The organism is Hymenobacter sp. APR13 (genome assembly GCF_000737515.1).
Classification (GTDB): Bacteria; Bacteroidota; Bacteroidia; order Cytophagales; family Hymenobacteraceae; genus Hymenobacter.
Window position 1 is genome coordinate 3,160,030 of the sequence record NZ_CP006587.1, and the last position, 24,250, is coordinate 3,184,279.

General features: G+C 63.7%; 11 protein-coding genes. 3 read left to right on the forward strand and 8 right to left on the reverse strand.

Annotated features, from left to right (window positions below; translation table 11 throughout):
• Window positions 1-77: 77 nt before the first annotated feature.
• Both N008_RS13265 and N008_RS13270 read left to right on the forward strand, forming a co-directional pair.
• Window positions 78-3,857, forward strand: coding sequence for a hypothetical protein (locus N008_RS13265; RefSeq protein ID WP_156109313.1), 3,780 nt, complete (start codon window positions 78-80; stop codon window positions 3,855-3,857).
• Window positions 3,858-4,440: 583 nt separating this feature from the next.
• Complete coding sequence (locus tag N008_RS13270; protein WP_197062855.1) at window positions 4,441-12,291, forward strand: FG-GAP-like repeat-containing protein; 7,851 nt, start codon at window positions 4,441-4,443, stop codon at window positions 12,289-12,291.
• Between the two features lie 173 nt (window positions 12,292-12,464).
• On the opposite strand, the gene N008_RS13275 is transcribed toward N008_RS13270, so the two are convergent.
• Entirely contained in the window at window positions 12,465-14,537 is a 2,073-nt protein-coding gene (locus N008_RS13275; protein WP_052381531.1) for a beta-N-acetylhexosaminidase, read from the reverse strand.
• Window positions 14,538-14,828: 291 nt separating this feature from the next.
• Here N008_RS13275 and N008_RS13280 point away from each other — a divergent pair, with 291 nt between their 5' ends.
• Window positions 14,829-16,631: a hypothetical protein gene (locus tag N008_RS13280; protein ID WP_156109314.1), complete on the forward strand. Its 1,803-nt coding sequence runs from the start codon at window positions 14,829-14,831 to the stop codon at window positions 16,629-16,631.
• A gap of 132 nt (window positions 16,632-16,763) precedes the next feature.
• Here the strand turns inward: N008_RS13280 and N008_RS13285 are convergent, their stop codons facing one another.
• From N008_RS13285 to N008_RS13315, 7 genes are all read right to left on the reverse strand, one after another.
• Window positions 16,764-18,119, reverse strand: coding sequence for a DUF58 domain-containing protein (locus N008_RS13285; RefSeq protein WP_044016646.1), 1,356 nt, complete (start codon window positions 18,117-18,119; stop codon window positions 16,764-16,766).
• 91 nt (window positions 18,120-18,210) lie between these two features.
• Window positions 18,211-18,501: a GIY-YIG nuclease family protein gene (locus N008_RS13290; protein ID WP_044016648.1), complete on the reverse strand. Its 291-nt coding sequence runs from the start codon at window positions 18,499-18,501 to the stop codon at window positions 18,211-18,213.
• Window positions 18,502-18,632: 131 nt separating this feature from the next.
• Window positions 18,633-19,526, reverse strand: coding sequence for an AAA family ATPase (locus tag N008_RS13295; RefSeq protein ID WP_231569826.1), 894 nt, complete (start codon window positions 19,524-19,526; stop codon window positions 18,633-18,635).
• Between the two features lie 340 nt (window positions 19,527-19,866).
• On the reverse strand, window positions 19,867-21,282 hold the full coding sequence (locus N008_RS13300) for a DUF4350 domain-containing protein (RefSeq protein ID WP_044016650.1): 1,416 nt from the start codon (window positions 21,280-21,282) through the stop codon (window positions 19,867-19,869).
• 14 nt (window positions 21,283-21,296) lie between these two features.
• Entirely contained in the window at window positions 21,297-22,091 is a 795-nt protein-coding gene (locus N008_RS21690) for a DUF4129 domain-containing protein (protein WP_052381533.1), read from the reverse strand.
• Window positions 22,092-22,131: 40 nt separating this feature from the next.
• On the reverse strand, window positions 22,132-23,115 hold the full coding sequence (locus N008_RS13310) for a hypothetical protein (RefSeq protein ID WP_044016651.1): 984 nt from the start codon (window positions 23,113-23,115) through the stop codon (window positions 22,132-22,134).
• 32 nt (window positions 23,116-23,147) lie between these two features.
• Entirely contained in the window at window positions 23,148-24,101 is a 954-nt protein-coding gene (locus N008_RS13315; protein ID WP_044016653.1) for a stage II sporulation protein M, read from the reverse strand.
• Between the last annotated feature and the right edge of the window lie 149 nt (window positions 24,102-24,250).

Sequence of the window (24,250 nt, forward strand, 5' to 3'; positions counted from 1 at the left end):
GGTACAACAGGCTGGCACGAATCCACGCTATTTTTACGTTGAGCTACCGGCAGCCCGCCGGCGTGTATATCTTTTCTATGAGTAGCAGCTTTCCGCCCCACTTTCTGCGCCTGTGCCTGCTGCTGGCGTGCGTGGTGGCGTGGGCGGGCGCGAAGGCCCAGCAGCGGCCCGAAACCCCGCCCAACACTCGCCGCTGCCTGTGGGTGCGCCTGCTGCCCGGTCGGGATACCACGGATTTTGCCTTGCCCGACACGCTCACCGTAGTGCCCACTTCCGTGAGCATCAAGGGCCGCGCCGTGGCCTACGACGCCCGCCAGGACCGGTACCGCTACGTGGAGCCCGGCCGCCGCCTGCCCAGCCCCGAGCCCGGCCAGCCGGATATTGCCGTGCCCGGCCTCGATTCGGTGCTGGTGTGCTACCGGGTGCTGCCGCTGCGGCTGGCGGCGCCGGCGTTTCGGCGGCCGCGCGGTTTGCTGGATAGTCTGAGTTTCCCGCGCCGCACGTTCGGGCAGGAAGATTTCACGGTGAAAGAGCAGATTCTGAGCACACCGGGCATCAACAAAACCGGTAATCTGGCCCGTGGCATCAGCTTCGGCAACGCCCAGAACGTGTTTGTGAACTCCTCGCTGAACCTGCAGCTCGAAGGCCGCCTCACCGACAACATCAACCTCACGGCCGCCATCAGCGACCAGAACGTGCCCTTCCAGCCCGAAGGCAACACCCAGCAGCTGCAGGAATTCGACCGGATCTACATCACGCTCACCAGTCCGCGCTGGAACCTGACGGCTGGCGACGTGGTGATGCGCAACAAGCCCGACTACTTCCTGCGCTTCTACAAAAACGTGCAGGGCGCGGCCCTGGAAGTGAATCTGGGGCAGAATGCGGGCGGCCTCAGCGGCTTCAGCACGCCCCAGCTCACGCCCCTGAGCGGCTATCCGGGCGTCGGTTCAGGCTCGTATTCGACCACCACCATCACCAACGGCGGGCAGCAGGGCGCCACCACCGCGCCCGGTAGCCCGCTGGCGCCGGTGGGTTTGGGCGTGCCGCAGGTGGCCGGCACTACCGTTTCAGGCGAAACCCGCGGCCGGTTCGGGCCCGTTCGGTCGTCTACCACGGTGGCGGGCGGTGTGGCCAAGGGCAAGTTCGCCAGCATTGATGTGGCCCCGATTGAGAACGTGCAGGGTCCGTACCGTTTGCGCGGGCCCAACGGCGAGCAGTTCATCATCGTGCTGGCCAACTCCGAGCGGGTGTACCTGGACGGGCGCCTGATGACGCGCGGCTTCGACAACGACTACGTCATCGACTACAACCAGGCCGAAGTCACGTTCTCGCCCCAGCACCTGATTACCCGCAATTCGCGCATCAAGATTGACTTCGAGTATTCCGATTTCAACTACGCCCGCTCGCTCTACCACGCCAGCCACTATCAGCAGGCGGGCCGCCTGAACGTGCACGCCAACTTCTACCGCGAAGCCGACAACCCCGACAACTCGCCCAACCTCCAGCTCGACAGCGTGGACCGCCGCCGCCTGCGCGAGCTGCCCGACAATGTGGCCCAGGCCAGCACGCCCGGCGGCGGCAGCCCCGTGGCCTACACCCGCACGCAGGTGCTCTACAACCGCGAAACGCGTACCATCAACGGTCTGCCCGTGGAGGTGTTCACGTACCCGGCCGACTCCACGCGCGACGTGTACAACGTGCGCTTCACGGAGGTGGGCCCCGGCAACGGCGACTACAACCTGAGCACCCGCTTTCCGGGCGCCAACGGGCGGGTGTTTGAGTTTGTGGAGCCGGTGGCCGGCGTGCCGCAGGGCCGCTACGCGCCCATCCGGCTGCTGCCGGCGCCGCTGCTTAAGCAAATTGTGTCCGGCGGGGCCAGCTTTCAGCTGGATTCCACGGCTTCGGTGTTCGTGGATGTGGCCGTGTCGGAGCTGGATCTGAACCGCTTTTCGCCGGCTTCCGACAAGGGCCAGGCCATGCGCGTGGGCTACGCCGTGCAGGACCGCCGCCTGCCCGGCCTGGGCTTCCTGCGCGACTACCGCTTCCGCAGCGCCCTCGACTACGAGTACACCAGCAGCCGGTTCGCGCCCGTGGATCGGTTTCGCGACATCGAGTTTGACCGTAACTGGAGCACCGCCAGCACCGTGCAGGGCAACGCCACCCGCCGCGAGGCGCAGTCCGACAACATTCTGAACTTCGCGGTGGGCGCGGCCAAAGACGAAAACAACGCCGTCAACTACCGCCTCAGTCGTCGGTTTCGGGCGGGGGAGGTTAGCGGGCTGCAGCACTGGCTGGATGCCGCCCGCCAGATCGGGGACGTGCAGCTGCGTGGCAGCTTGTTTCTGCTGAGCTCGCAGGCGGGGCGCAAGGAGTCCCGGTGGGCGCGGGGCGAGGCGGCGGCGCGCTACGTGGGCGCGCCCATCGTGCCCGGCTACGCCTACCGCTTCGACAAAAACCGGGTGGCCCTGCCCGCCGGCGACTCCGTCACTTCGGCCAACTACTTCGACGAGCACAACGTGTTCCTGCAAAGCCAGGACTCGGCCCGCACCCGTTTCCGCGCCGACTATACCTTCCGCCGCGACCAGACGCCCAACCCCGAGCAAACCGCCATCCAGCCGCGCAGCACCGCCCAAACCTGGCAGGGCACCATGACCACGCGCCTCGGCAAAAGCCAGGACCTAGCCATCCTAGCCACCTACCGCAACCTGGCCGTGCGCGACAGCGCCCGCCAGCGCAACGTGCTGGCCAAAATCGACTGGAACGCCAGCTTGCTACAAAACCAGATTCGCTCCGAGCTGAGCTACCAGGTGGCTACCGGCCGCGAATTAAAACGTGATTACGCGTTCGTGGCCATGCCCAACGGCCAGGGCACGCACTACTACGGCGGCGACACCAACGGCAACAACACCGAGGACCGCGACGAATTCCTGGAAGCCCAGACCTCGGACGCCGTCTACCGCACCCACATCAAGGTGTACCTGCCCACCGACGACTACATTCTGGCCTTCACCAACCGCTTCAGCTACCGCCTTACTACCAGCGCCCCGCGCGCCTGGCGCGAAGCCGGCGGCTGGCGGGCGGCTGCGGCCCGCTTCTCGGCCATCAGCACCGTCACGCTGGACCGCCGCACCACGGATAACAGCCTGTCGTCGCGCCTGAACCCGTTTGCGTTCCAGACCGAGGACTCGCTGCTGCTGAGCCTCAACAAGCTGCTGCGCAACACGCTGTACTTCAACCGGTCCAACCCCATCTTCGGGGCGGAAATGACCGTGCAGCAAACCCAGCAGAAGGTGCTGCTCACGCAGGGCTCCGACATCCGCAACCTGGCGGCGCAGAGCCTGCTGCTGCGCCGCACGCTGGCGCAGTCGTTTACGGGCCGCCTGAACCTGAGCCGCACCATCCGGCAAAACAGCTCCACGTACCTGGAAACCCGCAATTTCCGGGTGCTGGCCTACGAGGTGGCGCCCGAAATCAGCTACCAGCCCAACGGCACCTTTCGCTTCACCGGCACCTACCTGCGCACTGACAAAAACAACGTCGCGCCCATTAACGACGCCAACAAAGCTCGCGGCATCTTCGACGAGCTGGGTATCGAAACCCGCATCAGCCAGGTCAGCAAGCGCACCATCACGGCCACCACGCGCTACGTGCGCATCAGCTTCGATGGCGCCCAGGACTCGGTGGTGGGCCTGGAAATCCTGAACGCCCTGCGCCCCGGCAGCAACTTCACCTGGAACCTGAACGCCGAGCAGCGCCTCAGCAACGGCCTCAACCTAAGCCTGGCCTACGACGGCCGCAAAGCCAACGGTATCGGCGCCGTGCACACCGGCCGCATGCAGGTGTCGGTGCTGTTTTAGGGCGGCTCGCTTCAAAGCGTATCTGTACTTTGGAGGGAGTTTAAAAGTGCCCTCGCAGAACTCACTGAGCGAAAAAGTGCGCCGGCCAGAAGTAAGTAAAACAGTAAAACTTGCTATTGCATATATACAGATGTCAGCAGCTTTTTGGTAGTTTTCCTGTGTCGTAGGACTGTAGAAAAATCATTCGTTAGTAAACACTCATTGTTTGGCTAAAACATTTACTTCCGCCTTAATCCCCTATTGTCCTTTATCCACCGCATTTCCATCTGGCCGCTTCTGGCGGAACGTAGGAGTGGTTGTGGCAACAATGCTTACCGGTGCTCAGACCGCGTCTGCTCAAATGGTGGTGTCAACTCGCCAGCCCACGCGTTCAGTTGTTTCGGCGCCGCGTGGTAGTGCTGTGGTAATAGGGTTCTCGCAACCTGTAACGGGCGCCACCGCCGCGGGTATGCGCGTGTACAGCCCGCTTCTGCAGGGTCGCCGCGCCGGAACCCTGACGGGCGGCAGCACTAGTACGCTCACGTTTACGCCCATCAGGGCCTTCGCCCCGGGTGAATTGCTCTCGGTCAGCTTACCTTCAACCTTGCTTTCCACCAATGGTGCGGCGTTGCGGCGCGAGGTCTATCAGTTTCAGGCTGCTACCGGCGGCCCCGGCCGCGGGTTCTTCCTCGACACTACCATAGTGGGCAACACCACCACCCGCGACCAGGTGCTTGGCGACCTGGACAATGATGGCGACCTGGACCTGGTCACGACCGGCTCGCTGTACGGATGCCGCATTTTTCTGAATAACGGGGCCGGTCGGTTTGCTCTCAAATCCGGGCTGGTGACGGCCGAAGAGCCCAGCGGCGTAGCGCTGGCCGATGTCGATCAGGACGGTGACCTGGATATGCTGGTTAGCGACGCTGAAAATTCCACCGTGGCCGTGTGTCTCAATGATGGTACCGGGGAGTTCATCGGGTCAGTTGGTGGGGCGCAAAATGCGCCTGTAGGGGCGCGGCCGGTAGAAGTGGCTGCCGGCGACGTAGATGGCGACGGCGACCTGGATTTTGTAACGGCCAACGCCGACGACGGCTCAGCCACGGTGCGCTACAACAATGGCAGTCTGCCACTGCTATACACTGGCGTTACAACCGTGCCCATGGGCGCCGGCCCTACGTCCGTTGCGCTGGCCGACATCGACAATGATGGCGACCTGGACCTGCTGACAACCAATGCTGGCACGCCGAGTGCGCCATCCGGAAGCGTGAGCGTAAGCCGCAATTCGGGGATGGGCGTCTTTGGGAGCTACACCAGCGTGACCGTGGGCCTACAGCCTTCTGATCTGGCTTTGGCCGATGTAGACGGTGATGGCGACCTGGACCTGCTGACGGCCAGCGTCGGAACAGCCAGTGTGAGTTTGCGGCTAAACAATGGTAGCGGGACTTTCACGGGCACCACCACGTTGCCGCTGCCTGCGGGCAGTACTCCCAGTGGCTTGCGAACCGGTGACGTAGACGCCGACGGCGACCTGGATGTAGTGGTGGCCCAGGGCCGTGGCGGGCGCGTACTGACGTTTCTGAACACGGCCGGCACGTTTGCGCAGCAGAGTCGGGCGCTACGCCTGAACCGTACCCCAGCTACAATGGCCGTCACCACAGAAGGCGTAACGCTGGGCGACGTTGATGGTGACCTGGACCTCGACCTCATCACGTCCGACAACGAAGGCCACGTGCTACTGAGCCGGAACGAAGGCCCACCACCGCCATTGCCGTCGCCACGTGTTACCGGCCTGACACCCGAGCGGGGGCCGGTGGGCACGGTTGTTACCATCACCGGTACTGCCCTGCTTGATATAGCTGCTGTGACGTTCAATGGTGTACCGGCCGTGGGGGCTGTGCCAAATGCTGCCGGCACTTCTCTGGACGTGACCGTGCCGGCCGGTGCCAGCACTGGTCCGGTGGTGGTCGTGACCGAGGAAGCCGGCACCGCCACCTCGCCTGCCAGCTATGAGGTTACGCTGCCCGTGCCGGTGCTGCTGACGGGGATTGTGCCCGCCCGCCACGCGGTGAATGCACCGGTTACCAGTCCTGTCACAGCGAGCTTCTCGGCTTCAGTTACGGCGGCTTCTGCCGGAAAAATGCAGATATTCAGCCGCTGGCGTGGGCGTAGAGCCGGTACGCTGGACGGTGCCGGCACCGCTACCCTTAGCTTCCGACCGGCGCAGCCCTTCGCAGCGGGTGAGCAGCTCAGCGTGAGTCTGCCGGCCAGTATGCAAGCCCCCGACGGCAACCAAGTGCGCAAACAGGTGGTGCAGTTTACTGCCGCCGTGGTCGGCACCGGGCGGCACGACTTCGTGACCAGAAGTGTACTGCCGGCCATTGAGACCAATCATTTCCGTGTGGGCGACCTAGACGACGACGGTGACCTGGACTTGGTGGTTCCCAGCGGCAACACAGGAATAGTGAGATATCTGAATGACGGGGCTGGTAATTTCACCAGTGCCTCCACCATCAGCGGCCCCGCCGCGGCCAACCTGCTCGAACTTGGTGACCTGGATGCCGACGGCGACTTGGACCTGCTCAGCACAGCATACAATGGCCAGGCGGTAGTGTGGCGCAATAATGGTCCGGCCGGGTTCAGCATCGCCGGAAACTTGTATACCGGGGGCTACGCGGGCAACGCGCTGGTAGACGCAGATGCCGATGGCGACCTGGACCTGCTGGCTCTGCGGGGCAACGTAGTCAGTACTTTTTACAACAACGGCAGCGGTATTTTTTCGGCGCAGCAGGATTCCTATCCTGGGGTAGCAGGTACGAGCCTGCTTACCGGCGATGTAGACAACGACGGAGATATTGATCTGCTGATTTTGGGTACTACCGGCGGTTCGAGCCAGCGGGTAGCCGGCATAGCCCTGAATGATGGTAATGGCGTGTTCAGCGCCTCCGCCAGCCTGCCGCCGGTGGCGGGCATTGCTGCCCAGGCCGCCCTGGCTGACCTGGATGCTGATGGCGACCTTGACCTGGTGACGAGTGTTGGCTATCAGGAGTCTCTCAACGTCCGGCTCAACGATGGGCAGGGCCGTTTCGGCAACAGTATTGCTACCCTGTCGCTGGTCTGTACGAGCTTGGCCATAGCCGACGCGGATTCGGACGGCGATTTGGATATCATCACTCATGCCGGAGTGGCGCTCAACGATGGTGCCGCTCGCTTCCCCCGCATCGTGGCTACCCCGGAAGCCGGCCTTTCGGCCAGCCTAGCCCTGGTCGCCGACCTAGACGGCGACCAGGACCTGGACTTGCTTACCAATGATCAGCAGGGAGCTATCCGGGTCAAGCTGAACCGGCCCGGCCCACCGCCCACCGTTACGGAGTTGCAGCCAGGTAGTGGCCCGGTAGGGGGGCTAGCCCGCCTTGTCGGTGCCAACCTGCAGACGGTGACGGGGGTGGTGTTCAACGGTGTGCCGGCTATCAGCTTCACGGCTATTTCGCCCACTCAGGTGCTGGCCACCGTGCCCGCCGGCGCCACCACCGGTCCGGTTGTACTCACCACACCAGCCGGTACCGCTACGGCTCCCGGTAGTTTTGTGGTGACGCAGCCGCTGGCCGTTACCGGATTGGCACCGCGCCTCAACGCCAATAATGTGGCCGCCAATACGCCCGTCACGGTGACGCTGTCCCGCGCTGCCGGGGCTGGTGCGGCCGCGGAGCTACACGTATTCGGCAACCGGCACGGTGGCCGCCGCCAGGGTACCACCACGGGCGGTGGCACCACCACCTTGGCCTTTACCGCTGCCCGGCCCTATGCCGCCGGCGAACTGGTGAGCGTTACGATTCCTGACCGCCTCACGGGCGCCGATGGCAGCCACGCGCTGCGCCAGACCCAGCAGTTTCGGATAGCGGCCACAGGCACGGGTACGGGGCTGATGATGCCGTTGCCCAACGGTCGTTCTGTGGCGGCTTACCAGTCGCGCTACGGGTTTGCCGTGGGCGACGTGGACAATGATGGAACCACAGATTTGCTTACCACGGCAGGTATGGTCCGCTTCAACGATGGAGAGGGCGGCTTTGCCGACAGCCTGGCATATGCGCTGTTCATTGGCGACAGTCCGCGCCAGGTAGCCCTGGCCGACGTGGACGCCGACGGTGACCTGGACCTGCTCTCTAGCAGTGGCCACCTATGCCTCAATACCGGCAGCCGTACGTTCGACCGGCAACCGCGTATCAGGGGCCTCTACGAAGACACACCAGACTTTGCCTTGGGCGACCTTGATGCTGATGGCGACCTGGATATTGTGGCGCCGAACGCTGCTCGCGACAGTGTGCAGGCGTTGTTCAATGACGGGGCCGGGCACTTTGCCGCCCGGCTAGGAGTGGCAGTGGGGGGGCAGTCTGCTGGCATCAGCCTCGGCGACCTCGACAACGATGGCGACCTGGATTTTGTAGTGGCCAACGAAAGCGGACCAGGCACCGGCACCGGCAGTACGCTCAGCATCGGCCTCAACAACGGTACCGGCTGGTTTGCTCAGGTGCAAACGGTGGGAGCGGGCACGGGCCTGACCCGCGTGGTGCTCGGAGACCTGGACAATGACTACGACCTCGACCTAGTGACCAACAACGGTCTGGTACTGCTCAACAACGGCACCGGGGCGTTTGCAGGTGGCCCGGCCGCCCCCGCCGGAACCGGCCTAGCATTGGCCGACCTCGACGCGGATGGCGACCTGGATCTGGTAGTTACGGCGGCGGCTGCAACGCTGGTGCGGCGTAACAACGGCCTGGGGCAGTTTAGTGGCAACGAAAGCCTGGCAGCAGGCGACCAGCTGCACGATCCCACCCTCGCCGACCTGGATGGCGACGGCGACCAGGATCTGCTCGTAGCTGATTCCGGTAGCCTACTGCTGCACAGCCTGCTCAACCAGCGTCTGGCAGCACCCGCCGGCATCAGCGTGTCGCCGACCAGCGACTTGCCGGGGGCTGTAGTGTTCGTGACGGGTGCTGACCTGATCGGCACAACCAGCGTAACTTTCAACGGAACTCCAGCGCCTGATTTTACCGTCCTGACAGCCTCTCGTTTGGCAGTGCGTGTGCCACCTGGGGCTTCTTCAGGCATCGTACAGGTTGTCAATACGGTAGGTGCGGCCAACTCAGCAGGCGTGTTCACGGTGCTTCAGCCGGTGGCAGTTGTCAGCACCAGTCCGTTGCGGCAGGCTACGGCTCCGCGCACGGCGCCGGTTGTAGTCGGTTTCGGGCAGGCCCAGCCGGTGCACACACCGGCAAACCTGGCGATATTCAGCCAGCGGCGCGGTGGCCTGCTGGCTGGTGCCCGCAGCGGGGCCGGCAGCTCTACGCTCACCTTTACGCCCACGCAGCCCTACGAGCCGGGTGAACGGATATCGGTGAGTGTGCCGCCGGCTACCGTTGCCGGCCAGAGCCGTGTTGTGAGGCGGGTATTTCAGTTTACGGCGGCCGTTGAAGGCACCGGCCGCGGATTTCTGGGGGCCGCCTCTGCAACTCAGGACGGCGACCGGCAGGTGCTGCCCGCTGATGTTGACAACGATGGCGACCAGGATCTGCTGCTGCTCGGCGAGCTGCAGGTGATGCTGAAGCGCAACAACGGCACCGGTACCTTTGGGCCGTCCACGCCCGTGCTGGTGAGTACGTCGCAAGCCGGATTGCTGGGCAATATGGCAGTAGGCGACATCGACGGCGACGGCGACCTTGATCTGGCCGTTACGAATGCTAGCGCCGATGTGGTGCATCTCCGCCTCAACAACGGCAACGGAACATTTACCGCGGCCCCTGATGTGTCCGTAGCAGATCGGCCGATTCAGGTGGTGCTAGCTGATTTTGATGCTGATGGCGACCAGGATCTGCTAACAGCCAACTCCGGCGAGTTTGCCACCACCACCAGCCTGCGGCTCAACAATGGCAGTGGCAGCTTTGGCGGTACCACCAACGAGGTACTTTATCCAGATGGCTACGCGGCAGTTGGACTGATCCGAGTTGGCGACCTCGACAATGATGGCGACTTGGACTTGGTGATGACCTATAGCATCACTAACTACGTGCGGCTTAATGATGGGCAAGGGCACTTCACCTCCGCGGAGCGACTGCCCTTCTCGCAGGACATTGGCGCGTCGTCGCTGCATCTGGCCGACGCGGACAACGACGGCGACTTGGACGTGCTGGCGCTGAGCTGGCGCGACACTGTGGGCAATGTCCATCCGCTGGGGCAGTCCTGGCTGAACGTGGTCCGTAACGATGGCGCCGGCAACTTCCGGCCCGGCGGCTTTTGGGCGGGACGGGGTATGGACGGAATGACCGTGGGCGACCTGGATGCCGACGGCGATACGGACCTGGTCACAATCAGCTCCGGCTTCAGCACCGCCGAGGTGCTTGCTAATGACGGTGCCGGTCGCTTTGCTTTGCGGCAAGGGCTGCCTACGCTCTCCCGGCAATACAACCCTACGCTGGCTGATATTGACCGTGACGGCGACCTGGATCTGCTCCAGACCTACCCATATTTTGTAGTGCACCAGAACAATGTGCCGCCGTCCCCAACTATCACCAGTTTTACACCGGCTATCGGGCCCGAAGGCACCGTAGTACAGCTGACTGGCAGCAATTTCGTGGGGGTGTCGGCAGTGCGCTTCAATGGGGTAGTAGCACCGGGCTTCTTGGTAAACTCGGCAACGCAGCTTACCGTGAGGGTGCCCGCCGGAGCCTCCACGGGGCGGTTGACAGTGGTAACTGCGGGTGGCACGGCTACTTCCGCTAGTAATTTCACAGTGCAGGTGCTGGCTGTAACCAGCGGCTTGGTGCCTGGTCCCAATGCTGGTTCGGTGTCGCGCGCGGCTACTCTGAACCTCACATTTTCCGCCCCGATTACAGCCGCTACAGCCGGTAACATGCGGGTGTTCGGCAGTCAGTTACGTGGGCGCCGGCCTGGGGTAGTGATGGGCGGCGGCTCCGCCACGCTGCGCTTTGACCCAGACCAGGACTTTGCGGCGGGCGAACGGGTTAGTGTAAGCTTGCCGGCCAGCATGCAAACCACCACGGCTGGCATAGTACGCAAGCAAGTATATCAGTTCACCGCTGCTACGTCAGGAGCAGGGCGAGGCTTCTTCCGACCGGGCGTCGAGGTGCCACTACGGCCCTACACGTACGCGCTGGCCACCGGCGACCTCGACAATGATGGCGACCTGGATGTGCTTACTTCCACAGAAACCAACGGGGTATTCGGCGTTGGAGTGTTGCTTAACGATGGCCAAGCCCGCCTGCTGCCGGGACCAGTAATTAATACCGGCAACCGCACTGCAGTATGGCATATTGAGGCGGCTGATGTCGACGGCGACAGTGACTTGGACGTGGTAGCCAGCGCCGGTACACTCAGTCCGGTGGTATGTCTCAACAACGGCAACGCTACCTTCGCACCACCCCGATTCATTACCATGAACTGCGACTGGTTTGCCTTGGGGGATATGGATGCCGATGGTGACCTGGACTTGGTAGCCGCTGCCTCTGGTGCCAACCTTCTGACGGTGGCCCTCAACGATGGACAAGGATATTTCACGGCCCTGCCGACCACGCTGTCCGCGCCTTCGGCCGTGATGGTGGTACTGGTCGACGTGGACCGGGACGGTGACCTGGATGCGCTGACGGCCAATCAGGCATCGGGTATGCAGCAGTTTCTTAATGATGGCGACGGGGTGCTGGTAGCTGGGACGTCGCCGCGCGTGCCGGGAGCACCGCAGAGCCTAGCCGTCGGCGACCTGGACAGTGATGGAGATGCAGACTTGGCTGTAGGCTACACTGACTTCACCTCCGGTGGGTGGGTAGCCATCCTTGCCAACAATGGCAGCGGAGAGTTTACGCGTACGGGTACGCCTCTGGCGGCAGGCAGCGTCGGTCAGATAGTGCTCGGCGACCTAGACCAGGATGAGGATTTGGATCTGGCCGTCACTGATGCCGGCAGTAGCCTTGTGCGGGTGCAACTTAATAATGGCGGAGGAAGCTTCAGCACGTCGCAGAGCGTAGCCGTGCCCGGCAACCCGGCCCGCTTGCTGTTAGCCGACTTCGACACGGATGGTGACTTGGACTTGGGTGCACTACCAGCTACCAGCAGTGCTTCGCAATTGTCAATCCGACTCAATGAAGCACAGCCTTTATCTGGGCTGGCTGCCAAACCCAAAGCACACGTGTTGACGTTGTATCCTAACCCGGCGCACAGCGAATTTACTCTCATCGTTCCAGATAGTCAGCGTCGAAATACGGTGAATACTGTGGCTGTGGTCCGTCTGTATAATACGGTTGGCAACCTCGTGTTGGAACAGGAAGTGCCAGCATCAGCAAGTGGTCGGCACACGATGCAGGTGGCACATTTGCCGGCCGGGATGTATGCAGTACACCTGATAGTGAAAGGCGAGGCAGCTGTGAGTAAGATCGTGCTTCGCTAGCCACTGAGCAGACATACGCTGTACTCACTAAGCAGTGCTGAAACCAGCCTGTTCCATATACACAGTAGCCCTGAAAAGCGCGCGGCCTGCCAGCAGTTATCCGCTGGCAGGCCCGGCTTTTCAGGGCTACTGTGTATTGGGCGCAAGGGCCTGAATTTAGAAGTGGCAACTTATCAGGGAGCCAGCAGCTTCCGGAACCCGGCCACAACCGCCAGCTCTGTCTGGCCGGCCGGTACTTTGGCGGCGTCCAGCTGCTTCTGGGCAGCGGCCAGCCACGCAGCCGACGGCACGGTGCCGCGCTCCAGCTGCGTGAGGCGCTCCAGGCCCAGCGCGGCCAGCAGGCGCAGCTGCCCGGAAAGCGGGGCGTACTCGGTGAGGGTGGGGGAGGTGAGCAGCAGCGGCTGCAGGCGCGGGTCGTTGGTTTGCCAGAGCTCCAGCTGCGTGCGCAGGCGCTTGTGCAGGTCGCGCGCGGCGGCGGTGCGGGGCAGGGCGGCGGTTTTGGCGGGGCGCAGGGCCAGCAGCGAATCCACGCGCCAGCTGAACTGCCGCGCCACGTCCGATTCGGCCGGCGCGGCGTCAACGAGGCGGGTTAGGGGCGTACTGGGGGTATAACTGAAGCCCTGGAAGTGGCGCTTGTATTCCTTCACGGGCTCCAGCACGGCCGCGAAGGTGCGCAGCGGCGCCAGCATGGCTGGGTCGGGCCCGGCGAGCTGCCGGAGCAGCTGCAGCGGCGCGCGGCGGTGCTGCAAGCCCAGCTTCTCCAGCTGCCCCGCCACGGCCTCCAGCCGGCGGTACATATCCGGCACGTCCTGCACCGTGCGCGCCGACCACAGCCGCTCGGCCACGGCCGCGCCGCGCGGCCAGATGCGCGAATCGATAACCACGCTGTCGGCAAACTCGCTCCACATCGTGGCCTCGCCGCCCAGAATCAGGGCCTGCTGCTCGGGCGTGAGCGGGTTGTCGGCGGGGAGCGGGTCGGTGAGGTAGCTGCTGGCGGCCGTCAGGTAGAGGTCGAGGTAGTAGCCGCTGGACAGCAGGGCCGGGTTGCCGGCTTTGGCGGCATCGTAGAGGCCCTTTTTGCCGCGCCAACTTTGGATAACGGCATTCTGCGGCAGGCCGGGGCCCAGGATTTCGTCCCAGCCCACCATCTTCTTGCTGTACTTCGTGACGATGGCCAGCACCCGGCGGTTGAAGTAGGTCTGCAGAGCGTGCTTGTCGAGCGTCTTATCGGCTTTCAGCATGCCATTGACGCGAGCAAACTCCATGATGCGCGCACTTTTGCGCCACTGCCGCCCGTCGTTTTCGTCGCCGCCGATGTGGAAATACGGGTCCGGAAACAGCGCCGTCATTTCCCGAAACAGCGTGTCGAGCAGCGCGTAGGTGGTTTCCTTGGTGGGGTCGATGGCGAGGTTGGCGGTGCGCCAGCTCTGGTACACGCCGTAGATGGAGTCGTTGGAGGCCAGCTGCGGGTAGGCCGCCATCCAGGCAATGGTGTGGCTGGGCACGTCGAACTCGGGCAGCACCCGGATGCCGCGGGCGGCGGCGTAGCGCAGCACCTCGCGCACCTGCGCCTGGCTGTAGTGCTGCCCGCTGACTTCGTGCAGACGCGGCAGCGTGCGGCTTTCCACCCGAAAGCCCTGGTCGTCGGCGAGGTGCCAGTGCAGCACGTTCAGCTTCACGGCGGCCATGGCGTCGAGGTTGCGCTTGATGACCGACACCGGCATGAAGTGGCGGGCCGCGTCAATCAGCAAGCCCCGCCACACAAAGCGCGGCTGGTCCTGGATGTCCACTTCGGGCAGCACCGTGCGGCGGCCGTCGGGCTGCGGCAGCTGCTCCAGCGTGGCCAGGGCCCGCAGCACGCCCAGCGTGGTGGGCGCGTCAATCAGTACGCCGGTGGGCGTCACGCGGAGGCTGTAGCGCTCCTCGTCCTGCTGTTCGGGCAAGCCCACGCGGCCGTAGCGAATCTGCAAAGGCGCGGCGGCCGGGCTGCCGGCGGGCAGGGCGCTGCCGTTGCGGCGCAGCCGGTCCAGCGTGCGCCCGACGGCAGCCTTCAGCACCGGGTCGGCGGGGCCGGTAAGCAGGGGCCGCAGCGCCAGCCTGGCGCCCAAACTGCCAGAGCCCCAGCGTACGGAGGTAGGCACCGGCAGCAGATTGCGGGTAGCGGCCGGGGCAACGGCCTGCGCCTGCAGCAGGCCGGCGGGCACCAGCGCGGTCAGCAGCAGCACAGCGAAAAAGCGGAAAAGCATAAGCGGCAAAAGAGCAGGGTGGGGGCGAAAGATACGGCACCCGCCGAATCAGCCGAGGCTATCTGCACCATTCGTGCCGGGCTTGAACGGCGGTAGCGCGAAGCCTTTGCTTCGCGTACCCTCGGACAATTGACTTATGCGTCGCACACTCACTGTGCGCGGCGCCTACGTGCCGTGGTGCGCAAAGCAAAGGCTTCGCGCTACAGCGGTCCGGCCTCAGCCGCAACTCATGCGTGCAAAGGCGCGGGCTTTTCCGCAATTTGCGGCAGCGTATTCCTATTGTTCCTATTCATGATTTCTCCTTCCCGATGGGCGGCTTGGGTTTGCACGGCGCTGCTGCTGGTGCTGGCTTGGTGGTATTATCCGGCCCCGCAGAGTGGCAATAAGTCGCCGGTGCTGAATTGGGATGCTTCCGGCTACTACCTATACCTGCCGGCCACCTTCATCTACCACGACCTGCGCGAGCTGAACTTTCGCGACGCCTACCTGCGCGACTACGCGCCCACGCCCGATTTCTACCAGGCTTACCGCGACTCCGCCAGCGGCCATTTCGTGCTGAAATATCCGGCGGGCCTAGCTTTGCAGGAGCTGCCGTTTTTTCTGGCGGCCCACGCCGTGGCAGCCCCGCTCGGCTACCTGCCCGACGGCTTTTCGGCGCCGTATCAGCTGGCCGTGAAGCTGGGCAGTCTGCTGGTGTCGGTGCTGGGGTTCTGGCTGATTCGGCGGGCGCTGCTGCCGCGGTTTGGCGAGTGGCCCACGGCGGGCGCGCTGCTGATTTTGCTGCTCGGTAGCAACTACCTCACCTACAGCGGCGCTGGCCACGCCGGCATGACGCATAGCTGGCTGCTGACCTGGTACGCCGCCTTGCTGCTGCTTACGCCCGCCTTCTACGCGCGGCCTGGCTGGGTGCGGGCCGCTGGTATCGGGGCCATTATCGGGCTGATGACGCTCACGCGGCCTACGGCGCTGCTGGCCGTAGTGCTGCCGCTGCTCTGGGGCCTGACTTCGCTGGTGGCGCTACGGGAGCGGCTCACGTTCTGGCGGCGGCACTGGCTTTTGCTGCTGGGGGCGGCGGTGGCCGGCGGCGCGCTGCTGAGTCTGCAGCCGCTGTACTGGCACTATGCCACCGGCCGCTGGATTGTGTACAGCTACCAGGAACAGGGCTTCAACTGGCTGAAACCGCACCTGTTCGAGGGCATCTTCAGCTTCCGGACGGGCTGGCTGCTGTATTCGCCGCTGCTGGTGGTGGCGCTGCTGGGCTTCGGGCCGCTGCGGCGGCAGCAGCCGGCGGCGTTCTGGCCGCTGCTGGTGTTCATGGTGCTGTTCACCTACGTCACGTTTGCCTGGAACGAGTGGCTGTACGGCGGCGGACTGGGTGCACGCGCCATGATTGACAGCTACGCCGTGCTGGCCTGGCCGCTGGCCGCCGCGCTGAGCTGGCTGCTGGCCCGGCCGCGCTGGGCAGTGGCTGCGGCGCCGCTGCTGCTGTTGGGCTGCGCCTACGGCTACTGGCTGACGCAGATGGCCATTCCCGGCGGCCAAGGCCTGCTGGCGGCCGGCGACATGAACCGCACCTACCTGCGCCGCATCCTGTTCCGCTACGAAGTGCCCCCAGAAACCCGCCTGCTGCTCGACAGCAACTCCGAATTCACGGGCGAGGCCCGCAACACGCGTGTGCTCTGGCAGCAGGATTTCGAGCAGCCTGCGCCGGGCCTGTGCGGCACGCCGGCCCTGCAAGGCGCCTGCTCCCTGGCCCTCGACGCCCAGCACCCGCACAGCACCGAATGGACGGTGCCGGTCCAGCCCGGCCAGTTCACCTGGGTGCGCGCCTCCGCCCAGGCCCGCGCCGACCAGACCGAGTGGGACATGAACCGCATGACGCAATACGTGGTGCGCTTCCGCCGCGGCCAGGAGGTGGTGAAGGAGCGCACCGTGCGCCTGCAACGGGCCCTGGAAGGCGGCTGGCCCCGTGACCTGCACTTCGACATGCGCCCCCCGCAAGCCGATTTCGACAACGTCTCCATCACCTTCCTCTACTACGGCACCAGCGCCAACCTGCTCCTCGACAACGCCCGGCTGGAGGCTTTCGACTAATCACGGATTTTTGCGGATTAAACGGATTAATCGGATTTCGTGGACGGCGTGCTGTGGTAGGGTTCTGCTACTTCTATAGGTGCTGACGACTATAAAATCCGACCAATCCGTTTAATCCGCAAAAATCCGTGATTATATCAGCCCCCGAGCCTTGAATTCCAGGTATTTGTTGATGGTGTTCACCGTCAGGTTTTGTGGGGCCGTGAGCAGGGCGTGGATGCCGTAGCGGTTCAGCTCGCGCACAATCTGGCGCTTTTCCTGCGCGAATTTATCGGCAATGGTTTGGTTGTAGACGTCCTGCGGGGTGGCGGCGGGGGCGTCCAGAAACTCGCGCAGCTCGGTGTTTTCAAAGAACACCACCAGCAGCAGGTGGTCTTTGGCGAGGCGGCGCAGGTAAGGCAGCTGGCGCTGCATGCCGCTCAGCGTCTCGAAGTTAGTGAACAGAATCAGCAGGCTGCGCTGTCGGACGTTGTTCCTGACGCTGATGTACAGCCGCTCGTAGTCGGTTTCAAGGTACTTGGTGCGCTGGCGGTAGAGCACTTCCAGCAGCTTGCGCATATGGCCGCCACGCCGGTCGGCGGGCAGCACCGCGCCGGGCTGGTGCGAGAAGGTAATCAGGCCGGCCTTGTCGTGCTTGAGGATGGCAATGTTGCTGACGACCAGGGTAGCGTTGATGGCGTAATCCAGCAAACTCAGGCCCTCAAACGGCATACGCATCACGCGGCCCTTATCAATCAGGCAGTACACCTGCTGGGCGCGCTCGTCCTGAAAGTGGTTGACCACCAGCGAGTCGGCGGTGTGGCCGGTGGTGGTGCGACGGGCGGTGGCTTTCCAGTTGATGGAGCGCGGGTCGTCGCCGGGCACGTAGGGCCGGATCTGCTCGAACTCCATGCTGTGCCCGACCCGCCGGATGCGCTTCACGCCCACTTCCGTCAGGCGGTTGCTGATGGCCAGCAGCTCGTACTGCCGCATCTGCAGAAACGACGGATACACCGGCACCACCCGTTTCTCATCAAACTGAAAGCGCCGCCGCACCAGCCCCAATGGCGAGGCCACGTACACGTTCAAGGCCCCAAACTCGTACTCGCCGCGCTTCACCGGCCGCAGCTGATACCGGATTACCTGCGTCTCGCCCGGCCGGATAGCAGCCCGAAACAGCACGTCGCGGCGCTGAAACTGGTGCGGAATCTCGTCGATGGTTTCGGTGCTGACCGGGAAGCGGTAGTGGTTTTCGAGGTAGAGGCTGATGTCGTTGTCGGAGCCGTTGGCCAGCTTGTCGCCCAGCACGCGCCGCCCGAACAGGTGGCCGGCGCCGCCTTTGGCCGGGGCGTAAAGCAGCAGAACATCCAGCGCCAGCAGCACCAACAGCAAGCCCAGCGCCAGCTGCACCGGTGCCAGCCAGCCCGGCAGAAAAAACGCCACCACCAGCCCCAGGATAAGAGCGGCAAGTAGCAGAAAGAAGCGGCGGGTGAGAAAGAAGGATTTCATGGATTGTCATTGCGAGCGGAGCGAAGCAATCCTTCCTCTCTAAGCTCAAAACGCCCCTTCAAGACAAGCTCTCCGGATGAAGGTGTACTACTCAAATCGTGTCAAATAAGTCCAGCCAGCCAGAATTATTCATTTCAATCAAGGCTATTTTCTTCGCCCGTGAACCGCCCTTCAATCGTTTCTCGCGCGCAATAGCGGCTTTCACATCCTGATAATGCTCGAAATAGACCAGCTTATTCAGGTTGTATTTCTGCGTGAAGCCGGGCTGCTTGCCTTCTTTGTGCTCAGAAACGCGCCGGCGTAAATCGTTGGTGACGCCGATGTAGAGCGTAGTATGATTGGCGTTGGTGAGGATGTAGACGTGATAATTATGCTCACGCATAGCGAACAGCGGTTAACCAGTAAGCTGGCGACGGAGACCTTTGCGCTTAGGATGGCTTAGAGCTCAGAGAGGAAGGATTGCTTCGTCGTGCCTCCTCGCAATGACAACTAGGATACTTCTCGCAATGACAGCTACCGCGGAACCTCAATCTGCTGCAGAATCTGCTTCACGATGTCGTCGGGGGTGCTGCCTTCCATTTCGCGCTCGGGCGTGAGCTGGATGCGGTGGCGCAGTACTGGGGCGGCCAGATACTGCACGTCTTCGGGCGTTACGAAGTCGCGGCCGCGGAGGGCGGCCAGTGCCTTGGCACCGTTGAGCAGGGCCAGCGAGGCGCGGGGGGATGCGCCGAGGTAGAGGCCTTTGTGGGCGCGGGTCTGGCCTACCACCCGGGCAATGTACTCCAGCAGCTTGGGCTCGACGTGCTGGCGGCGCACCTGCTCGCGCAGGCTACGCAGGTCGTCGGCGCTGAGCACGGCCTGCACCGCTTCCAGCGGCGTGCCGCCAAAACCGGCGTGGTGGCCCTGCAGAATGGCAATTTCCTCTTCCATGGTGGGGTAGCCCACATGCAGCTTGAACAGGAACCGGTCGAGCTGGGCTTCGGGCAGGCGGTAGGTGCCTTCCTGCTCGATGGGGTTTTGGGTGGCCAGCACCACGAACGGCTCCGGCACGGCGTAGCGGGTGCCGTCCTGGGTCACCTGGCGCTCCTCCATCACCTCAAACAGCGCCGACTGCGTTTTGGCCGGCGCCCGGTTAATCTCGTCAATCAGCACGATGCTGGCGAAGATGGGACCGGGCCGGAACTCAAACTCGGCCTTGTTAGGGCGGAAAATGGAGGTGCCTAGCACGTCGGAGGGCATGAGGTCGGGCGTGAACTGCAGGCGGCTGAAGGGCACGTCGAGGGTGCGGGCCAGCAGCTTGGCGGTGAGGGTCTTGGCCACGCCAGGCACGCCTTCCAGCAGAATGTGCCCGTCGGCGAGGATGGCGGTCAGCAGCAGCTCGGCCAAGGGCTGCTGCCCTACAATCACCTTGCTGAGCTGCTGCCGGATGGCTTCGGCATGGCGGCTGAGGGCGCTCAGGTCGGTGCGGGCGGCGAAGGGGGCGGCGGTGTCCGGTGCGGCGGCAGCTTCGGCAGTCGGCTCCGGGGCGGGCTGGGCGTGGGGCTGGGGGAATTCGTTTTCAGGCGTCAGATTATTTTCCATCTTGGCAGTCAAAAGCAGGAAGAAGCGAATTGGGAGAAAGAGGTGTAGCGGGATAATGTCATAGAGGTTATTCTATGTGTAGAGAAAATGCGTGTTTAGTGCGTTATATCAGGTATATTGTAATAGTTATAAAAGGAAAAATTCAACTATAACCCATAGTGCAATTTTAAGCGGCGGCTTTCCTGAACTCGTTGAGGGCCTTATTGAGAGCCAGCAACTCCGCATCGGAAACGCGCGGGGCGGTGAGCAGGAAATTGATGCGGCGCACCAGCGCGTCGACTTCGGCGCGGGCAATACCGGTTTTCTGGGCCAGCCTCTCGCGGGCGGCTTCGTCGTTGAGGTCGAGGCCGGGCTCGTGGAAACGGGTGCGCAGATGCTCCAGAAACAGCTGAATCTTTTTCTCGGCAATGGGCGCGTGGCTGTTGCCCTGGCGGTAGAGGCTGGCCACGGTGCGCGTAAACAGCAGCGTGGTGTTGGGTAGCGGCCGCAGAATCGGGATGATGCGCTGCCGCCGCCGGGCTTCCACGCCCACAAACAGCAAGGCGCCCAGCAAACTCAGGTACAGCGCCCAGCGCAGGGCATCGTGGGCCAGCAGCACCCGCAGCAACGACTGTTCCTCCAGCCGGCCCTGCTTCTGGTACTCGTCCCACCACACCGGCCGGCCCGTGGGCAGGTACGACAGCGCCGCAAACGCAAAGTTGCTGGTGGCCGGCTGCAGCACAAAGTAGTTGGTGAAGGCCAGCGGCACGGTGCACAGGTAGAGGTGGCCCCGGCCGTGCGGCACGCGCACCAGCACGGCCCGCCCGGCGGTGTCGGCCGCGAGTTGGGTGGCGCGCATGGTGCTATCGGGCAGCAGGCGGTAGGAGGCGCCCAGGGCTGGCAGCCGGAAGTAGGGGCGGCGGGTCTGGCGGGCCAGCCCGGCGTTGCTGAGCTGCAGCTGCACAGAATCGTTGAGCAGTTCCTCTGTTGAGGCCTTCTTCAGGCGCGGCCGCTGCACGAAGGGCGCCGTGCGAAAGCCCAGCGTGTCGGCAAACTGCCGGTCGAACTGCTCGGCGGCAATGAACACATCGTTGCCGCGGGCCACGTGACGCAGCAGGGAGCGGCAGTCGGAGCTGCTGAGCGTGAATTCATCGTCCACGAACACGTAGGTGGCTTTGGGAAAGCCGGATTCCGCGAGGCCCGCCATGTAGTCGGCGTCGCCGGTTTCCACGGTTTCGGTGGCGCTGCGCTCGGGCGTGGCGGCGGTGCTGGCGGTAGCGTCTTCGGAGGAAATGGTATCGGCTGCGCTGAAGGATTCGGTGGAGTCGGCTGCTTCGGCCGTGGTGTCCTCGGCGGCTGCGGTGGGTTCGTCTTCGCCCTCAATCTGGTTGTAGATGGGCACGCGCACGGCTTTCACCTCGCGCTTGGCCACGCCCATCACCTCGGGCAGCACGTCGTAGAGCACGTAGGTGCCGTACGGAATCTTGTCTTTGTTCTGGAAGGTGGGCGTCCAGTCGAGCGGCTTGGGGCGGTAGTATTCCACGGCCACGTAGGCCCCGAAGAGCAGCGCCAACCCCAGCAGATACCAGCGGAAAGTGGTCATGGGTGAGGGGGAAATCAGGCGGCGCGGCGGCCGGTGGAAAGGAGTTGCTGGAAGGCCAGCCGCGTAGCGCGGGCCTGGGCGTAGTGGCCGGGCGTGAGGTCGTCCTGCTCGCCGTACCACACGTAGTCGAACTGCCGGGTCAGCTCCCGGAAGGCGTCGGGCAGCGGGCCCGGGGGCAGCTCGAACAGGTAGTCGTGGTTGGTTTTGTCGGGCTGCCACCGGATCAGGCCCTGGTCGGTGAGCTGCTTAAGCACCTGCAGGTAGCCCAGGCGCACGGCCAGGCGGTAGTTGCCGGCTGTTTCGGCGGCCGTTATCAACTCGTCAAACTGCAGACCGTGGATGTCCTCGCTCTCCACATCGTAGGGCAGGGCCGCGGCGCGCGGGGCCCGGCCAAAGGCGCGGGTGAAATCAATCTGCAGCAGCTTGAGCACCACGAATACCAGCGCCACCACCAGCCCGGCGTAGATGCCGTATTTCCAGACCACCTGCCCGGAGCGGGTATCCAGGAGCTCGGCCAGCCAACGCCAAAACCGCACCCAGAATAAATCCCAGGCGCTTTGCTCGCTTTTCACCTCCACGTACTGAAACTCGCGCTGCTTGCGGAAGTCGCGTAGCCGGGCCGGGACCGGCTGGCGCAACGTGGGGGCGCCTGTTCGGTCGGTCGGGAGTTGAAGGGTGGCCGCCTCGTTGCGCACCGGCGTGCGGGCCACAACGGGCCCGCCGGCCCAAAGCAGCACCAGCGCCAAAGCCAGCAGCCACCGGCGGCAGCGGCCTGTTATCAGCAAGGAAAAGGGGTTGGCAGCAACCACGAACAGGACAGAAAAGCGGGGTAGATATTGAGTAGCGGGCCTAGTACTCGCCTTCGTCGTCGGGGCGGTGGGCGTGGCTGTAGGCCACCGGGGCCGGGCCGGTGCCCAGGCTATCTACCAGGTTGCGCAGGCCTACTCCTTCCTTGCGCTCCACCAGGTTGAAATACTGAAACGCCAACGCCAGCAGCAGCACCGGATACGTGAGCATGGCGCCCGCCACGTACAGGCACTGCGCGGCCATGCCCACCACATCGGAGCCCAGCACGGGCACCTTCAGCATTTTGCCGAACATCACGGCGTACTGCGGCAGCGCAAACAGAATCGTGAGCATACCCTGAATCATCCCGGCCACGACAACCAGCCCCAGCGTCGACCACCACTTGCCACGGGCCAGCACGAAGCAGCGCCGCAAGGCCGCCAGCACGCCGCCTTCTTCCAGCAGCAACACCGGGAAATACAGCATCAGTGGCACGCCCACGTACATCAGGGCCGGAAACAGCACCAGCATCAGCACAAACGACATTTTTTGCAGCACCGCTATCAGCCCCACAAACACGCCGACAAATGCCAGATACAGCCCCATGAACAAAGCAAACGACAGCAGAATCCGGCCAATACGCTGCTTCATCAGATGCCAGACCTGCGCGGGCGTCGGCGGCGCCTGTGGCTCGGTGGTGAGCAGCAGGCGCACGTAGCTGTACACGGTGCTCATCACGGCCACAAACGAGAGCATGCTGCCGATCATCACCAGGCCCATGCCGGAAAAGTAGGAGGCTCCGAACATGTCGGACGGGTCGCGCATAGCTTGCGGGTTGGACTGCATCTTGCCCATCAGGTTGAACATGTTGTTCATAACCAGGCCCAGCCCGATGCCCATCACCAGCGACACCGGCAGTACGAAGTAGAGCAGGCACTTGCCCAGCGGCCGCCAGTGAGCTCCCAGAAACTCAAACGTGGCCCCGATTTTGGCCCCAAAATCCCGCTCCTGGCGGAAATCGGCTTCGCGGGTAAATTTTGCTTGCATACTGTAGTAGTTAATAACGAAGGGAAGGAAAGTCAGGCGGGCACCTGGCCGGCGCGCTTCAGGCGCAGCGGGTACAGGATGAAGTACCAGACAATGAAAGCCGCCGACGAGCCGATGATGCCCAGACTCAGCCACAGCGGCATGCCGGTGTGCCGGGTTACGAAGCCTTCCAGAAAGCCGGCCACGATGAAGATGGGCACCAGCCCGAGGGCCAGCTTCAGGCCGTCGCGGGCGGCCTGGCGAAAGGCGTCAGTGCGGGAGTAGGTGCCGGGGAAGAGCAGGCCGCGCGCCATCACAAAGCCCGCGCCGCCGGCCAGCACAATGGCCGAGATTTCCAGCGTGCCATGGATCCAGATGGTGAGCAGCGAGGGCAACAGCACGCCTTTCTGGTAGAAAAAATACTGAAACGAGCCCAGCATCATGCCATTGCGGAACAGCGCGTACACGGTGCCCAGCCCCAGCGTGGCGCCCAGGGCGTAGGCCGTAAGGGCCACGTAGATGTTGTTGGCGGTGATGGCCAGAAACATGGGCGTTTCGCTCATGCCCTTGTAGACGGCCATCGGGTCGCCGCGCTCAATGTTTTCCAGGGTTTTGTTGACGTAGGCGTCGCCGAGCACCACGCGCACAAACGTGTCGTCGTAGGCCGCCGACAGCGCCCCCAGCAGCGTGAACACCGTGAACAGCACCAGCGAAACCGCCAGCGGGCGGTGGTGGCGGGCCACCAGCAGCGGCAGCTCCTGCCGCCAGAAGTGGGCGAAGCGGTTGGTGGTTTCGGGCTTGTTCTGGTAGATGGCCTGGTGCTGCTTGGCGGCCAGGTCGTTGAGGTAGCGGGTGGTGGGGGAGGTGGGGTAGAAGGTCTGGGCGTAGGCCAGGTCGTCGGTCAGCTCCACGAAGCGGGCGGCCAGCTCGTCGGGCCCGGCGGGCGGCTGCAGCTCATACTGCTTCCATTTGGCCTCATTCACCCGCAGAAACACGGCCTCACGCATACGGATACCTGTTGAAAAGAAGAAGCAGCAACCAAGATAGAATAAGCCGCGCGGAAGTGGCCGGAATGTGGGCAGAACCCGTAATTTGCGGCTTTCCGGACGGGGCGAAGATGGCCAATTTTTCTGACCCCGCTGCTATTCGTTCCGCC

Bases quoted from the DNA above. Each gene is read 5' to 3' on its own strand.
- N008_RS13285 (WP_044016646.1), bottom strand. From the start codon at position 18,119: ATGAAATCCTTCTTTCTCACCCGCCGCTTCTTTCTGCTACTTGCCGCT.
- N008_RS13300 (WP_044016650.1), bottom strand. From the start codon at position 21,282: ATGACCACTTTCCGCTGGTATCTGCTGGGGTTGGCGCTGCTCTTCGGG.
- N008_RS13265 (WP_156109313.1), top strand. From the start codon at position 78: ATGAGTAGCAGCTTTCCGCCCCACTTTCTGCGCCTGTGCCTGCTGCTG.
- N008_RS13310 (WP_044016651.1), bottom strand. From the start codon at position 23,115: ATGCAAGCAAAATTTACCCGCGAAGCCGATTTCCGCCAGGAGCGGGAT.
- N008_RS13290 (WP_044016648.1), bottom strand. From the start codon at position 18,501: ATGCGTGAGCATAATTATCACGTCTACATCCTCACCAACGCCAATCAT.
- N008_RS13275 (WP_052381531.1), bottom strand. From the start codon at position 14,537: ATGCTTTTCCGCTTTTTCGCTGTGCTGCTGCTGACCGCGCTGGTGCCC.
- N008_RS13315 (WP_044016653.1), bottom strand. From the start codon at position 24,101: ATGCGTGAGGCCGTGTTTCTGCGGGTGAATGAGGCCAAATGGAAGCAG.
- N008_RS13280 (WP_156109314.1), top strand. From the start codon at position 14,829: ATGATTTCTCCTTCCCGATGGGCGGCTTGGGTTTGCACGGCGCTGCTG.